Source organism: Flavobacterium sp. ACN2, from assembly GCF_002303885.1.
Classification (GTDB): Bacteria; Bacteroidota; Bacteroidia; order Flavobacteriales; family Flavobacteriaceae; genus Flavobacterium.
The window spans coordinates 1-15,620 of sequence record NZ_MRCM01000032.1; the positions used below are offsets into that span (position 1 = coordinate 1).

Consider the following 15,620-nt stretch of genomic DNA (forward strand, 5'->3'; position numbering starts at 1 on the left):
GCTTAAATGGTTTAAAAGAAATAATTCGGTCTTTTATTAATATAACGGCAATAATTTCAGTTAAGTAACATTTTGTTTAAACATTTTCTAGCTTAATTTTACTTACGTTACTTATATGGTTAAATTATATTAAATGTTTAGCGATTCAGTTAAATTATTATTTTTGCGAAACAAATTATAACATCAAATTTATGCTCATTATAGGAATTGCAGGAGGAACAGGAAGTGGAAAAACAACAGTAGTACACCAAATCATGAACGAATTGCCACATACAGAAGTTGGGGTAATTTCTCAAGATTCTTATTATAAACAAACTGATAATTTATCGTTTGACGAAAGAGCATTAATCAACTTTGATCATCCAAGAGCAATTGATTTCGAATTATTGGTTAAGCATTTAAAAGCGCTAAAAGCAGGCGAAACAATTGACCAACCTGTTTATTCTTTTATTCAGCATAACAGAACAGACGATACCATTTCGACACATCCTAGAAAAGTAATGATTGTAGAAGGAATTTTAATTCTAACAAATCCTGAATTGAGAGATATGTTTGATATTAAAGTTTTTGTTCACGCCGATTCTGATGAAAGATTAATTCGTCGTTTAAAAAGAGATATTTCAGAAAGAGGACGTGATATTGATGAAGTTTTAAACCGTTACCAAACTACTTTAAAACCTATGCATGAGCAATTTATAGAACCTTCTAAAGCTTTTGCAGACATTATTATCCCGAATGACAAATACAATACGGTAGCAATAGATGTAGTTCGCGCTGTAATTAATCAGAGAATTTCATAATTTTTATCGTAAATTTAAACCATAATAATTAGGAGCTGATTCCCGCTATTCGTTATAATCTTTTGTGCCGAACCCCGGCACAAAAGGATTTTCACTACTATCGGGGCTAAAGACAACACTCAAATTCAAAAGAAATATTAGTTTAAAAATGAAATTTAAAATTCCATACAAAGACAGAAAATGGTTCAAATACCTAGGAAACAAATACGTTTGGGTTTTGCTATTTTTTATTGTTTGGATGTTATTTCTAGACAATTACTCCTATTTTGATCATCGCTTTTTAGATGAGCAAATTCATGAACTTGAGGATAATAAAAAGTATTATCAGGACGAGATCAAAAAAGATCAAGAGCAGATCAAACAGCTCAAAAATCCTGAACAAATTGAGAAATACGCTCGCGAAAAGTATTTCATGAAAAAAGACAGCGAGGATATTTATATCATTCAATTTGAAGGAGACACGATTCAAGAAAAAGAATAATCAAACAAAATACAATGGCCACTAACCTATTCGACGATTTTAATCCGATTTCATCCAAACAATGGAAACAAAAAATTCAGTTTGAATTAGATGGAGCCGATTACAATCAGACTGTTATTTGGAATTCTCCAGAAGATATTCAGGTAAAACCTTTTTATCACAGCGACGAATTTACAAAAGCAGCAAATGTAAATACGCAAGCCTCAGATTTTAAAATCTGCCAAAATATCTTTGTTTTCGATGTAGAAAAATCTATCGAACGTGCTTTAAACACTTTAGAAAGAGGTGCAGAAAGCCTTCGTTTTACAATTGAAAACGATAAAATTGATGTTCAAAAATTATTAGAAAATCTTCCTTTAGAAAACAAAACGGTTTACTTTAATTTCAATTTTATCTCAATCGATTTCGTTAAAAAATTAGATACTATTTCAATCCAGAAAAAAGCTAAATTCTATTGCAATTTTGATCCAATCGGACAACTCGCAAGAGAAGGAAATTGGTTTACAACTTCGGAGAAAAATAATTTTGACACTTTAGATCTACTCTTTAAAAATACGGCCAATTTAAATCTGCTTAGTGTAGATTTAGGGTTGTATCAAAATTCCGGAGCCAATATTACGCAGCAAATTGCTTATAGTTTAGCGCATGCAAACGAATATTTAAATCGTTTCTTCGATACTGCAAAATCTATTGTTTTTCAGGTTTCTGTTGGAACAAATTATTTCTTTGAAATTGCTAAACTTCGTGCGTTTCGAATGCTTTTCGATTTAATTGCTAAAGAATACAATTCAAAAATCGAATGTCATATATTGGCAACACCAACAAAACGTAATAAAACGATTTACGATTATAATGTCAATATGCTTCGCACCACAACCGAATGCATGTCGGCAATTTTGGGAGGAGCCGATGCAATTGCCAATTTACCTTATGATGCATTGTACCACAAAGACAATGAATTTGGAGACCGAATTTCCAGAAATCAGCTTTTGATTTTAAAACACGAAAGTTATTTTGACAAAGTAGACAATCCAGCCGATGGAAGTTATTATATCGAAAGTTTGACTATGCAATTGGCAGAAAAAAGTTTGGCATTATTTAAAGAAATTGAAGCCAATGGCGGTTTCATAAAACTTTTAAATGATGGAACCATCAAAAAGAAGATTCAAGAAAGTGCCAATAAAGAGCAGGAATTATTCGATTCTAAAAAAGAGATTCTTTTAGGAACTAACAAATATCCAAACAAAGAAGACCGAATGAAACATGATTTAGAATTGTTTCCTTTTGTAAAAATCAAACCAAGAAAAACATTAATTACGCCAATTATTGAAAAAAGATTGGCTGAGAAAATGGAGCAAGAAAGATTGGAGCTTGAATAATAATCTCAACCGTAATTAATTACAAATTCAAAAACAAGTGTCTCAATGATTAGAAAAGACCTTAAACATATAAAGCTAGAAGTTAAAAGTCAGGAACCAAAAGTTAATTTTAGTTCTGACAACTTTACGACTGCCGAAGGAATCGAAATCAAAAAAAACTATTCGGAGAAAGATATCGAAGATTTAGAATTTCTTGATTTCGGAGCTGGTTTTGCACCCAATTTGCGCGGACCATACGCTACCATGTATGTGAGACGTCCATGGACCATTCGCCAGTATGCGGGATTTTCTACAGCAGAAGAAAGCAACGCTTTTTATAGAAAAAATTTAGCCGCAGGACAAAAGGGACTTTCCATTGCTTTTGACTTGCCAACTCATCGCGGTTACGATTCAGATCACGAAAGAGTCGTTGGTGATGTTGGAAAAGCAGGTGTTGCAATTGATTCTGTTGAAGACATGAAAGTGCTTTTCGATCAGATTCCATTAGACGAAATGTCGGTTTCTATGACCATGAACGGAGCTGTTTTACCTATTATGGCTTTTTACATTGTTGCTGCAGAAGAACAAGGCGTTAGTCCCGAAAAATTGACAGGAACGATCCAAAACGATATTTTAAAGGAGTTTATGGTGAGAAATACCTACATCTACCCTCCGACTCCTTCAATGAAAATAATCGCAGATATTTTTGAATTTACGAGCAAGAAAATGCCAAAATTCAATTCTATTTCCATTTCTGGCTACCACATGCAAGAAGCTGGAGCAACCGCCGATATTGAATTGGCTTATACTTTGGCCGATGGTTTAGAGTACATCAGAACTGGATTATTAACTGGGATGACAATTGACGATTTTGCTCCAAGATTATCTTTCTTCTGGGCAATCGGAATGAATCATTTTATGGAAATTGCCAAAATGAGAGCTGGCCGCATGATCTGGGCTAAATTATTAAAACAGTTCAATCCAAAAAGCGATAAATCTTTAGCCTTAAGAACACACTGCCAAACTAGTGGATGGAGCTTAACAGAACAAGATCCGTTTAATAATGTGGCGAGAACTTGTATAGAAGCTTCTGCAGCGGTTTTTGGCGGAACACAATCTTTACATACCAATGCTTTAGATGAAGCTATTGCGCTTCCAACAGATTTTTCTGCGAGAATTGCTAGAAATACACAAATATTTCTTCAAGAAGAAACCAAAATTACTAAAACAGTAGATCCTTGGGCTGGAAGTTATTATCTTGAAAGTCTGACAAACGATATTGTTGAAAAAACATGGAAGCTAATTGAAGAAGTTGAAGAACTTGGCGGAATGACAAAAGCGATCGAAGCTGGAATTCCGAAACTTCGAATTGAAGAAGCAGCTGCGAGAAAACAAGCAAGAATTGACAGCGGACAAGATATTATTGTTGGCGTAAATAAATATCGTTTAGAAAAAGAAGATCCGTTAGATATTCTCGATGTAGACAATCAATTGGTTCGTAAACAGCAAATTGAACGTCTGGAAGAAATAAAAAGAACCAGAGATTCTGAAAAAGTAAATCAATCACTAGAAAAATTAATCCTTTGTGCACAAACTGGACAAGGCAACTTACTGGAAATTGCCGTTGAAGCTGCGAGAAACAGAGCAACATTAGGCGAAATTAGTAATGCATTGGAAACCATTTTTGGCCGTTTTAAAGCACAAATCAAATCTTTTAGCGGAGTGTATAGTGCAGCAATAAAAAATGACGAAAATTTTGAGCGAGCAAAACAACTAGCAGATGTTTTTGCTAAACAAGAAGGTAGACGTCCTAGAATTATGATTGCCAAAATGGGACAAGACGGTCACGACCGAGGTGCAAAAGTAGTTGCAACAGGTTATGCCGATGTAGGTTTTGATGTTGATATAGGTCCGTTATTTCAAACTCCTTCAGAAGCAGCAAAACAGGCGGTAGAAAATGATGTTCATATTTTGGGCGTTTCATCTCTTGCTGCTGGTCATAAAACATTAGTTCCGCAAGTAATAGAAGAACTAAAAAAACATGGACGCGAAGATATAATGGTAATTGTAGGTGGTGTTATTCCGTCTCAGGACTATCAATTCTTGTTCGATGCCGGAGCATCAGCCGTTTTTGGACCTGGAACTAAAATAAGCGAAGCAGCTATAAAAATCTTAGAAGCTTTAATAGATTAAGTTTACAGTCTCAGTCACATTTCTCAGCTATTAATACTTTGGAAAAATGAATAAAGATTTCGAGACAAAAGAAATAAAATAGAAAAAGAGGTTGTTTCACAATTGTGAAACAACCTCTTTTAATTTAGTCGTTTACTGTTGCGTTACTATCTGCTTCTATAAAAGAAAGATCGTAACCTGCAAAATCTCTCATGTAGCTTTTCAAAGAAGTCCCGAAAGCATCTCTAAAATGTCTGCTTCCTTTGTTTTTGAAAAAATTCTTTACAGAACCTGCACCACCTAAATGCGCTGCCGCTAAAATTCCAGATTCGGTAATTTCAATACCACTGATAATTTTACCTTGATACTTTTCGATTTCGTAACGTAAAATCCATTTGTTTTTGGCTAACAAAGCTATAAAAGCTTTTTCTTGTAGAGCAGGATCTTTTAAAAAGGCTTTATTATCATTAATTCCGATTGCTCTTAAAGCTTTAGAACCAAATTGATATTTACCCATATAGCCAAGAGAATTTACTAGTCTGTATTGCCCTTGTGATTCTTTAAAAGCTACTGCCTCTTTAAATCCTATTAGATGATTTCCTGTGTATGGGACGTTGGTGTTCGGATAATCATCCTTTTCTTTTGATGGAAAAATATATTCTGATCCATCTGTTTTTTCAATTAAAAACCAAGGTTTGGTTTCTTTTTCTGAGGGAATAAATCCCAAACTTAAAAATGTAATAATAACGACTAAACTCGCATAAAAATACCATTTCTTTATCATAAATTGTTTTTCTTCAAGACGCTGTCACCCTCTTGAAATTTCTACGGTGCAAAGATAAGTTATTTCAAAAATATACTAAAAACCAATGCTTTAGCGTTTTTTACGTAAAAACGTAAATCGCGATCATCCCAGTTATGATAGTGGTTTCCGATAGATTTGAAGCTTATTTTTTTGGCCTCAAAAACTGAAAAATGAGGTCAAAAAAAATCGTATTTTATATAAATTTTAAGCTTTTTTAGCAAAAAAGAAAGAATTACCTTACGTTAAAATTATGATTTTTTATGCAAATCTTGAAAAGCAATTTTCGAATTTTATAAAATTCCTCATTAATAAATGTTTATTTTTTTATTACGATAAACTGTAAAATCGTCAAAATAGCAATTTGATAAATTTTAGTTCTAAAGGACATTTTCACCTCAAAAAGAAAACAAAAAAACCGAAGCAAAATTGGCTTCGGTTTTTTAATATTATTAAGACAAACAAAGTTATCTTGTTACGCCCTGACTTGCGATCCAGTCTGAATATTTTTTTGCGTTTACATTATGTTCTGCCAATGTTGCCGCAAACTCGTGATATCCGAAACGGTCAACACTTGCACAGAAATAAATATAATCGTTCTTTTCTGGGTTTAAAACTGCTTCTAAAGCTGTAATATCTGGCATTGCAATTGGTCCTGGAGGAAGTCCTTTGTTTACGTAAGTATTATATGGAGATCTCATAACTAAATCATTATAAAAAACTCTTTTAATAACTTGATCAAAATCGTTATCTCTCAATTTTAAAGCATAAATAACTGTTGGATCTGCTTGTAATGGCATTTCTAAACGCAAACGGTTTAAATAAACACCAGCAATACGAGGTCTTTCGTCTTTTTTAACGGACTCTTTATGTACAATTGATGCTAAAATTGTGGCTTGAACCGGAGTTAATCCTTGCGCTTTTGCTTTAGCGATTCTATCAGCCGTCCAGAAATTATTATATTCTTTAATCATTTTATCACGGAACTTCTCTGCCGATGTATTCCAATAAATTTCATATGTATTTGGAATAAACATTGCAAAGACGTTTTCTTCATTGAATCCGTTTGCGGCTAAAAATGTAGAATCTTTTATAGCTTTCATTAAGGATAAACTGTCAGCTTCGATTTCTTTTCCAATTCTTCCAGCAAAGTTTTCTAAACGTTCTTGGTTATTAAAAACTAACTTAACCGGAATATTAGAACGCATTGCACGAACTAGATCGATGTTGTTCATGTCTTTCTTTAAAAGAAAACGACCCGATTTTACATTTTGCGGATAATCTCTTTTTTCAGCAACCATTTCAAAGTTGTCAAAATTCTTAATATAAGGTGCTAATATTTTCTTTACATCGGCATAACTAGCGTCTGTAGGCACGTAAACATATATTTCTTTCTCTTCAAATTTAGTATTAGAACTAAAAATTTTACTTACTAAAATAAAACCATATATCAATAGAACTGAAATAATGGCTACGGCACTTATTGTGATTATTTTCTTTAGACTCAAAGCTTAAAATTTAAATTTGTTTATTAATTAACTGATAAATTGCTTCATCATGATAGTGGTTATGATACAAAATCCAGTCTTTTTTGATTCCGATTTTCTTAAAACCAAATTTAGTAAAAAGTGCAAGACTGGCTACATTTTGAACACCAATATTTGCATACAATTGATGGAGATTTAAATTGTAAAAAGAATACTTTATTAAAAGCTCTAAAGCCTCAGATCCAATGTTTTTCCCCTGATTTTCTTCTTTCTGAATCACAATACCTATACCTGCCCTATTATTTCTCGGATCAAAATCGAACAAATCAATCAATCCGATAGCAGGAAAATCTTCGTCTTGACAGATTGCTAAACGAAGCTGTTTTGCTTCATAAATATCTTGATGGGCATTTTCTAAATATTGTTTAATCAAAAAACGGCTATAAGGAGTTTGCGTATTGCTAACTTCCCAGATATTTTCATCATTTTCTATAGAGTAAATAAACTCTAAATCTTGAGGTTCAAGAGCACGTAGATAAATGGAATCGCCTTTTAATGTTATCATTTTACAATTTTAGATTTTTGATTGTAGATTTTAGATTTAAATCTCAATTGTGCCTTTGAATACAAATTTTGCAGGTCCTGTTAAGAAAACATTTGTATAACCATCATTATCTTTATCAAAAGAAACGACAAGTTTTCCGCCTTCAACATTTAAGTTTATTGAAGTTTTATCTGTTTCTCCAATTGCATTCATAGCAATTGCAACTGCAGTTGCGCCAGTTCCACAGGCAAGAGTTTCATCTTCAACGCCTCTTTCGTATGTTCTTAAAGAAAAAGTATCGTTATCTACCTTTTTTACAAAATTGACATTACTGCCTTTTTCTCCGTACAATTCACCATAACGAATTGCGGCTCCGTTCTCCTTTACATTATAATGTTCCAAATCATCCACAATCTGAACATGATGAGGAGAACCTGTATTTAGGAACGTATAAGAATCTTTTTTCTGGATTTCATTAACATCTATCATTTGTAAGGAAACAATCGAATCATTATTTACTGAAGCATGATGCAAACCATCTGTCGCGATAAAAGTCGTTTTATCATCAATTACTCCCAATTGATTAGCGAAAGCAACAAGACAACGACCTCCATTTCCGCACATCGAACTTTGGTTTCCATCCGAGTTGTAATAGACCATTCTAAAATCGGTTTCGGTATCATTTTCTAAAAGGATTAATCCGTCAGCTCCAATTCCGAAACGTCTGTCACACAGACGCTCAATAAGTTTAACATCGTCTTTTGGAAAGAAATTAGAACGGTTATCAATCATTACAAAATCATTTCCTGTGCCTTGATATTTATAAAATTCTACTTGCATTTTTTAGTTGTTAGAAATACAAAAGTACGAACTATTAATTAATGAAATGTTAATCATTGTTAAAGAGCGTTAAACCGTTTTTCCAAATAATTTTTTGAAGTAATTTTACGTTAAATAAAACATGAAACTTAAATTCTAATAACTTAATTACAAATTCTAATATGAAAAGATTTTCAGCCTTATTTTTAGTATCATTATTAAGTGGCGCTATTACTCTTGGTGCTTACAAGTTATTATTTGAAAGCAACAATTCTTTTTTTGGAAAAGGAAATTCTGTTGTAACTCTTGCCCCTAACTCTTATGGAAAAAATGTTGGTTTAGGCGCTGAAATACTAGATTTTACCGAAGCCGCAGACAAAACTGTCCACACTGTTGTTCACGTAAAAAATGTTTCGAGAAGAACCGTAAGCAATCCGATGCTTGAGTTTTTCTACGGATACGGCGGACAGCAACAACAAGAACAAGTAGGAACTGGTTCTGGTGTAATTATTTCTGAAGACGGGTACATTGTGACTAATAATCACGTAATTAAAGACGCTACAGAAATTGAAATCACTTTAAACAATAAAAAATCATACAAAGCGAAGTTAATTGGTACTGATTCTAAAATGGATATTGCTCTTTTAAAAATCAATGCCGATGAGAAACTTCCATACACTGCTTTTGCCAATTCTGATAATGTGAAAGTTGGAGAATGGGTATTGGCAGTTGGAAACCCGTATAATTTAACTTCAACAGTAACTGCTGGAATTGTTTCGGCGAAAGCCAGAAATTTAGACCAAAGCGGCATTCAATCTTTCATACAAACTGACGCTGCTGTAAACCCAGGTAATAGTGGTGGAGCGTTAGTAAATGCTAGAGGAGAATTAATTGGAATCAATACCATGATTTCTTCTATGACAGGTTCTTATGTTGGATATTCTTTTGCGGTTCCTTCTAATATTGCTCGTAAAATTATTGAGGATATTATGGAATACGGAAATGTTCAAAGAGGTATTCTTGGTGTTGAAGGAGGTGAATTAAATGCAACGGCTTCTAAAGAATTGGGAGTAACAGAAACACAAGGATTCTATATTAATAGAGTTTCTAAAAACTCAGGTGCAGAAAAAGCTGGTTTAACAAAAGGTGACATTATCGTAAAATTGGATGACCAAAATATTGCAACTTATGCAGATTTATCAGGTTATATCAATACAAAACGTCCAAACGATGTTGTAAAAGTAACTTATATTAAAGAAGGAAAAACCAAAACAGTTCCTGTAACGTTAAGCAAAAATGAGTTTTACAGTGCCGAATTTAAAGGAATTGAATTAGAAAACATTGATGCTGCTGACAAGAAAAAATTCAGAATTGATTATGGTGTTAAAATTAAAAACATCAGCAATGAAAATTTAATGCAATATCAAAACGAACTACTAGGAAATATTATTCTAAGTATTGATAATGTAAAAGCAACCAACGTTGAAACTGTTTCTAAACTTTTGAGCAAAAAAGACGAAGGACAAAGCGTAAGAATTGAAATGATCAACAGAAACGGAGAGATTTTCAGAATTATAATTTAAGTCTCTGTTTTCGGTCACAGTTTTCGGTTACTAAAAACTGCAAACTGTGACTGCGACTGAAAACTTCAAAAAAGCCATCTTAAGAAAATTAAGGTGGCTTTTTTATTTTCAAAAATAAATGCTAAAATAGTTTACGAAATCGATTGAAATAGATACTTTTGCGCCAAATTTTAAAATAGTGAGCATTTTATTTTTTCAATTATGAGTAACAAATCATTGTACCAAAAAGAGGTATCCTTACAAGTCGACCGAAGAAAAGCAGGTGTCGAATTAATTAAAGTCATAAGCGATTTATGGTATGACAAATCAATCGAGATGGTTTTATTCAAAAATCAATTATTGGATAAAAACGTTAGCGATATTATCAATCTTCATCAATATGCTGGTGAATTTGTTGGAAAACCAATTACAATATTCGATTCTGTCGAGATTGCAAAAGTGGTTTTATCATTAGATCTTCCGCCAGCAAAGATAGATCTAGGAAAACTAACTTACGAGTATCGTTTAGAAGATGAAAAATATCCCGATGCAAGATATTTTGTTATTGATAAACTGAAAAAAGCAAAATCTTCAAAAGAAATCAAACCAAAAGATGTTGTTTTATATGGCTTTGGAAGAATTGGACGTTTATTGGCAAGAGAGCTAATGTCGAAAACAGGAAAAGGAAATCAGTTGCGATTAAGAGCAATTGTAACCCGCGATAAAAATGATGCATCAAGCTTAGAGAAACGAGCTTCTCTATTGCGATACGACTCCATTCACGGCGATTTTCAAGGATCTGTGATAGCCGATGCTAAAAATAATGCTTTAATTATAAACGGAACAACCGTTCATATCATTACTGCCAATTCGCCAGAAGAGATTGATTATACCGCATACGGAATTAATGACGCTTTAGTTATTGATAATACTGGCGCATTTACAACAGAAGAAGCATTAAAAAGACATTTAACCTCAAACGGAGCAAATAAAGTTTTGTTAACTGCTCCAGGAAAAGGTGTTCCAAATATTGTACATGGTGTGAATCATAACGATTTTAATCCTGATGAAGTAAATATTTTCTCTGCCGCTTCTTGCACAACAAATGCCATAACTCCAATTTTAAAAGTAGTTGAAGAAACTCTTGTGGTTGTAAAAGGACATTTAGAAACCATTCATGCCTATACCAACGACCAGAATCTGGTTGATAATATGCACAAAAAATACCGTCGCGGAAGAGCTGCAGCTTTAAACATGGTAATTACCGAAACTGGAGCAGGAAGCGCTGTAGCAAAAGCTTTACCGTCGTTAGAAGGCAAATTAACTTCGAATGCGATTCGCGTTCCTGTTCCTAATGGATCTCTTGTTGTTTTAAATTTAGAAGTTAAGAAACCTACCTCTATTACGGCAATCAATAAAATCATGAAGAAGTATGCCCTCGAAGGAGAACTGGTAGAGCAAATAAAATATTCTTTGAATAACGAATTGGTTTCGTCTGACATAGTAGGAACTTCTGCTCCATCTATTTATGACAGTAATGCAACAATTGTTTCAAAAGATGGAAAAAACATTGTACTGTATATTTGGTACGATAACGAATATGGTTACAGTCATCAAGTAATTCGCTTAGCAAAATATATTGCCAAAGTAAGACGTTATACTTATTATTAATTCAACCAAACTAACTTTTTTTCTTAAAACCATCAGGATTTTCTTGATGGTTTTTTATTTTAGTTTAAATAGGAAGAACAGTAGTACTCTTTACTTCTGAAATTACAAAAACGGTATTTATTAGTGAAACCTCAGGTAGTATTGATAATTTTTTCTGGTGAAAATGATGGTAACTTTCCATGTCTGGAATTATGATTTTCAGCATATAATCGAAGTTTCCTGAAACATAATTGCATTCTACAACTTCAGGCAAATTCAAAATCGACTGATTAAATCCTTCCGAAGTATCATAAGTCTGTTTTGTCAGCGTAACTTGACAATAAACGGTCAAATTATTTCCAAGTTTTTTCTTATCTAAAAGCGTCACATATTTTTCTATAATTCCATCTTTTTCAAGACGTTTCACCCGATCATGAACAGGCGTTAAAGACAAATTTATTTTGTTTGCGATGTCTTTTAAAGTGTAGTGCGCATCTTCCTGTAATAGACGTAGGATTTTTTTGTCAATTTCATCTAAAGCCATAACGAAAACGTTTTATTAAAATTAGTCCGATTTAGTCATTTTTTCTTTTTAAAGAATAAAATATGCTTCTAAACAGAATATTTTTCTGTAAAAGTAAAAAATAAAATAATATTTTCTTATTTATTATGCGTTAAACCATAATTTATTCTCTATCTGTAGATTTGTAAAACAATTTCAGTAAAAACAAAAAAATATAACAAAATGATAATAGGTGTTCCTAAAGAAATAAAAAATAATGAAAACAGAGTTGCCTTAACTCCTGCAGGTGTTTCTGAAATGAAAAAACACGGACATACAGTTTATGTTCAATCTACTGCTGGATTAGGAAGCGGTTTTGCTGATGCAGAATATGCTGAAGCTGGTGCAGTTGTTTTACCAACTATCGAAGAAGTTTACGCTATCGCTGAAATGATCATCAAAGTAAAAGAGCCAATTGCTTCTGAATATCCATTGATCAAAAAAGATCAATTATTATTTACTTACTTCCACTTTGCTTCTTCTGAAGAATTGACGCATGCAATGTTAGAAAAAGGAGCTGTATGTTTAGCTTATGAAACTGTAGAAAAAACAGACAGAAGCTTACCATTATTAGTTCCAATGTCTGAAGTTGCTGGTCGTATGGCAATCCAACAAGGAGCAAAATACCTTGAAAAACCATTAAAAGGAAGAGGAATTCTTTTAGGAGGTGTTCCAGGTGTTCCACCAGCAAAAGTATTAGTTTTAGGTGGAGGAATCGTAGGAACTCAAGCTGCTAAAATGGCTGCTGGCTTAGGTGCTCAAGTTACCATTATGGACTTAAGCTTACCACGTTTACGTCAGTTAGATGACATCATGCCAGCAAACGTAAACACAGAAATGTCTAATCACTACAATATTACAAGAGCAATTAAAGATGCTGACTTAATTGTTGGAGCAGTTTTAATTCCAGGAGCAAAAGCACCTCACTTAATTACTCGTGATATGCTAAAATTAATGCGTCCAGGAACTGTTGTTGTTGACGTAGCGGTAGACCAAGGAGGATGTATTGAAACTTGTACTCCAACAACTCACGAAAACCCAACTTTCATTATCGACGATATCGTTCACTATTGTGTAGCTAATATGCCAGGAGCTGTACCTTACACTTCTACTTTAGCTTTAACAAACGCAACTTTGCCATATGCTGTACAATTAGCAAATAAAGGATGGGAAAAAGCTTGTGCTGAAAATGAAGAACTAAATAAAGGGTTAAACGTAGCAAATGGAAAAATCCTTTACAAAGGAGTTGCAGAAGCTTGGAATTTACCTTTTAACGAAGAAATAGTATTAGCAAACGCATAGGCTAATACTTAAACAAGTGCTTACTAAGTCACTATTACAAAAGGCTTTTCTTAATTGAAAAGCCTTTTTTTATGCCATAAAAAAACCTGTCATGAAGACAGGTTTTCAAAGTATTATATTTTTTCTATTTTTTACTATCTAGAACTTCAGTCATAACTTTCGCTTCTGTTCCATTTGGAAACGTAACTTTAATTTTCTGCGCTATTGTTGGAGCAATCTCTGTAATAGCTTTTTTATCGTAAGATTCTCCTTTTTTGATGTGCCAACCATAAAAAATAGCAGGAACATGTGTATCGTAGCTATAAATTGTTCCATGTGATGTTCCTGTTGGTGTATATTCTATCATTCCAGGTTTATCTACAATAACTAAATCACCATTTTGTGTAACGTCATATCCTTTTGCTACAAAATTAAGAGCATAATCATTTCCAGCATTAGCTAAAATTTCCTCTTCCGTATAAACTTTTTTAACTTGTGGCTGAGTAATTAAAAACTTTTTAAAAGCATCTTTAACTTTATCAAGATCCAATTTCTTATCCTTAATAATTTGCTTATTGAAGAACACATTAAAGTTTGAATAATTTTGAACTAAATCTACTCCAAAAGTCTTAGTCGAAAATTCCTGTAAGCTTTTCTTAACCTCTTTAGAAGGGTAATTATCTACATTATACTTACGGTCTTTAAGATAAATTACATTTTCTGCACCAGCGTGATCAGCGGTTAAGAAAAGTAAATAATTTCCTTTACCAACCGTTTTATCAAGATATGCTAAAAAATCAGCAATGGTTTGATCCAATCTCAAGTAAGTATCTTGAAGTTCCATAGATCTTGGCCCTAACAAGTGCCCAACGTAGTCTGTAGAAGAAAAACTTACAGTCAAAAAGTCTGTAATGTTGTCTTTACCCAATTCTTCTTTCTCAATAGCTCTTTTTGCAAATTCAGCTAACAAATCGTTTCCGAAAGGCGTCGCTCTAATAACACCAGCGTCATTTTTCTCATACATAGATTTTAAATCGTATGGAAAAACTGGAGAAGCACTTCCATATAATTTCCCTTCATACGGATTATTATCTGGAAGACTTTCATTATAAACAGAAGCTGGTTTATATAAATCCCAACCTTTATTAATATATTTTAAGTAGTTTTTTTCATTATTGAATTCGGTAACCCATTCAGGTAATTTCTCTCCATAAAAAGTACTAGAAATAAAAGACCCCGTTTTACTGTACCAAAATGCCCAATTAGCAAAATGACCAGCTGGTAATATAGCACCGCGATCCTTTAAACTCATTCCGATAACTTTTCCAGTAAAATTAGTAGCCATTCTAACTTCATCAGTAATTGTAGTGCTTTGAAGGTTTTTTGGAGACATAGCACCTTCTTCTGCAGTACCATCACCTACTGTTTTAACACTAGCATCGTCAGTACAGTACGTTTCTTTACCAAGCGTTCTGCTAAACCATTCGTTACCTACAATTCCGTGAGTCGCTGGAGTTGTACCTGTGTAGATTGAAGCATGTCCAGGAGCAGTATAAGTTGGCATATAATTGTAATGCATATTCTGGAAAGTAAATCCATCATTCATTAGTCTTTTAAAGCCATTTGGAGAAAAATCATCTGAAAAACGATATAAATATTCCATTTTCATTTGATCGACAACTATACCCACGACTAACTTTGGACGTTGTTGTGCACTTAAGCCTGTAACAGCAAGAAGGGCTAACAATAAAATATTTTTCTTCATGTTTAAAAAGTAATTTAAACACAAAAATACTCATTCAAATCCAAAAAGTCTAAAGTATCAATATTTAACAGCCAACAATTGTCTATAATTTAACACTTATAAGCTCAAGCTTTCTAATGCCAATGTCGTTTCCCTCCGGGCCGTGCTGTCCGCTGATCTTTTGCGGATGGATGCGTATGGAAAAAAGAAGCCCTTCGTGCCCCGCAAAAGGGATCAAGAACAAATCTTGGGGAGGAATGTCAAAATAAAATAAGAGATTTGTACTCTAAGAATTTAAGATGGATCCTATAGAGCTTTTAAAATTTATGCTTCCTGATTTTTTAGTCGACCACTTTGA

13 protein-coding genes are annotated in these 15,620 nt (G+C 33.2%); 7 read left to right on the top strand and 6 right to left on the bottom strand.

Going from position 1 to position 15,620, the window contains the following annotated elements; all coding sequences use genetic code 11:
• Window positions 1–191: 191 nt before the first annotated feature.
• The 4 genes from udk (at window position 192) to scpA (ending at window position 4,832) form a co-directional block, all read left to right on the top strand.
• Window positions 192–800: a uridine kinase gene (gene udk, locus BSF41_RS23275; protein WP_095931868.1), complete on the top strand. Its 609-nt coding sequence runs from the start codon at window positions 192–194 to the stop codon at window positions 798–800.
• 148 nt (window positions 801–948) lie between these two features.
• Complete coding sequence (locus BSF41_RS23280) at window positions 949–1,281, top strand: septum formation initiator family protein (protein WP_095931869.1); 333 nt, start codon at window positions 949–951, stop codon at window positions 1,279–1,281.
• Window positions 1,282–1,295: 14 nt separating this feature from the next.
• Complete coding sequence (locus BSF41_RS23285) at window positions 1,296–2,660, top strand: methylmalonyl-CoA mutase subunit beta (protein WP_095931870.1); 1,365 nt, start codon at window positions 1,296–1,298, stop codon at window positions 2,658–2,660.
• Between the two features lie 45 nt (window positions 2,661–2,705).
• Window positions 2,706–4,832 (top strand): methylmalonyl-CoA mutase, encoded by a 2,127-nt coding sequence (scpA, locus tag BSF41_RS23290; protein ID WP_172426969.1) that lies wholly within the window; start codon window positions 2,706–2,708, stop codon window positions 4,830–4,832.
• A 124-nt stretch (window positions 4,833–4,956) separates the two neighbouring features.
• On the opposite strand, the gene BSF41_RS23295 is transcribed toward scpA, so the two are convergent.
• The 4 genes from BSF41_RS23295 to dapF all read right to left on the bottom strand — a co-directional run bounded on the left by BSF41_RS23295 (window position 4,957) and on the right by dapF (window position 8,484).
• A complete protein-coding gene (locus tag BSF41_RS23295; RefSeq protein WP_095931871.1) occupies window positions 4,957–5,595 on the bottom strand; it encodes a peptidoglycan-binding protein LysM in 639 nt (212 codons plus the stop codon).
• Window positions 5,596–6,080: 485 nt separating this feature from the next.
• Window positions 6,081–7,121, bottom strand: coding sequence for an endolytic transglycosylase MltG (gene mltG, locus BSF41_RS23300; RefSeq protein ID WP_095931872.1), 1,041 nt, complete (start codon window positions 7,119–7,121; stop codon window positions 6,081–6,083).
• A gap of 10 nt (window positions 7,122–7,131) precedes the next feature.
• Window positions 7,132–7,665, bottom strand: a complete 534-nt coding sequence (locus BSF41_RS23305; protein ID WP_095931873.1) for a GNAT family N-acetyltransferase — start codon at window positions 7,663–7,665, stop codon at window positions 7,132–7,134.
• Window positions 7,666–7,701: 36 nt separating this feature from the next.
• On the bottom strand, window positions 7,702–8,484 hold the full coding sequence (gene dapF / locus BSF41_RS23310; RefSeq protein WP_095931874.1) for a diaminopimelate epimerase: 783 nt from the start codon (window positions 8,482–8,484) through the stop codon (window positions 7,702–7,704).
• Window positions 8,485–8,645: 161 nt separating this feature from the next.
• Here dapF and BSF41_RS23315 point away from each other — a divergent pair, with 161 nt between their 5' ends.
• Together BSF41_RS23315 and BSF41_RS23320 are read left to right on the top strand one after the other, a co-directional pair.
• Window positions 8,646–10,046: a trypsin-like peptidase domain-containing protein gene (locus BSF41_RS23315; protein ID WP_095931875.1), complete on the top strand. Its 1,401-nt coding sequence runs from the start codon at window positions 8,646–8,648 to the stop codon at window positions 10,044–10,046.
• Between the two features lie 201 nt (window positions 10,047–10,247).
• Complete coding sequence (locus tag BSF41_RS23320; protein ID WP_095931876.1) at window positions 10,248–11,696, top strand: glyceraldehyde-3-phosphate dehydrogenase; 1,449 nt, start codon at window positions 10,248–10,250, stop codon at window positions 11,694–11,696.
• Window positions 11,697–11,760: 64 nt separating this feature from the next.
• Here the strand turns inward: BSF41_RS23320 and BSF41_RS23325 are convergent, their stop codons facing one another.
• Window positions 11,761–12,219 (bottom strand): Lrp/AsnC family transcriptional regulator, encoded by a 459-nt coding sequence (locus BSF41_RS23325; protein WP_073416996.1) that lies wholly within the window; start codon window positions 12,217–12,219, stop codon window positions 11,761–11,763.
• 201 nt (window positions 12,220–12,420) lie between these two features.
• On the opposite strand from BSF41_RS23325, the gene ald reads away from it, so the two are divergent.
• Window positions 12,421–13,539: an alanine dehydrogenase gene (ald, locus tag BSF41_RS23330; protein WP_095931877.1), complete on the top strand. Its 1,119-nt coding sequence runs from the start codon at window positions 12,421–12,423 to the stop codon at window positions 13,537–13,539.
• Between the two features lie 124 nt (window positions 13,540–13,663).
• On the opposite strand, the gene pafA is transcribed toward ald, so the two are convergent.
• Window positions 13,664–15,283 carry an alkaline phosphatase PafA gene (pafA, locus tag BSF41_RS23335; RefSeq protein WP_095931878.1) on the bottom strand — a complete coding sequence of 540 codons (1,620 nt, stop codon included), beginning with the start codon at window positions 15,281–15,283 and terminating at the stop codon, window positions 13,664–13,666.
• Window positions 15,284–15,620: the final 337 nt, after the last annotated feature.

What these genes read in the sequence shown, in the direction of transcription:
- BSF41_RS23325 (WP_073416996.1), bottom strand. Translation starts at nt 12,219, where the DNA reads ATGGCTTTAGATGAAATTGACAAAAAAATCCTACGTCTATTACAGGAA.
- scpA (WP_172426969.1), top strand. Translation starts at nt 2,706, where the DNA reads ATGATTAGAAAAGACCTTAAACATATAAAGCTAGAAGTTAAAAGTCAG.
- BSF41_RS23315 (WP_095931875.1), top strand. Translation starts at nt 8,646, where the DNA reads ATGAAAAGATTTTCAGCCTTATTTTTAGTATCATTATTAAGTGGCGCT.
- udk (WP_095931868.1), top strand. Translation starts at nt 192, where the DNA reads ATGCTCATTATAGGAATTGCAGGAGGAACAGGAAGTGGAAAAACAACA.
- dapF (WP_095931874.1), bottom strand. Translation starts at nt 8,484, where the DNA reads ATGCAAGTAGAATTTTATAAATATCAAGGCACAGGAAATGATTTTGTA.
- ald (WP_095931877.1), top strand. Translation starts at nt 12,421, where the DNA reads ATGATAATAGGTGTTCCTAAAGAAATAAAAAATAATGAAAACAGAGTT.
- BSF41_RS23305 (WP_095931873.1), bottom strand. Translation starts at nt 7,665, where the DNA reads ATGATAACATTAAAAGGCGATTCCATTTATCTACGTGCTCTTGAACCT.
- BSF41_RS23285 (WP_095931870.1), top strand. Translation starts at nt 1,296, where the DNA reads ATGGCCACTAACCTATTCGACGATTTTAATCCGATTTCATCCAAACAA.
- BSF41_RS23295 (WP_095931871.1), bottom strand. Translation starts at nt 5,595, where the DNA reads ATGATAAAGAAATGGTATTTTTATGCGAGTTTAGTCGTTATTATTACA.
- BSF41_RS23280 (WP_095931869.1), top strand. Translation starts at nt 949, where the DNA reads ATGAAATTTAAAATTCCATACAAAGACAGAAAATGGTTCAAATACCTA.
- BSF41_RS23320 (WP_095931876.1), top strand. Translation starts at nt 10,248, where the DNA reads ATGAGTAACAAATCATTGTACCAAAAAGAGGTATCCTTACAAGTCGAC.
- pafA (WP_095931878.1), bottom strand. Translation starts at nt 15,283, where the DNA reads ATGAAGAAAAATATTTTATTGTTAGCCCTTCTTGCTGTTACAGGCTTA.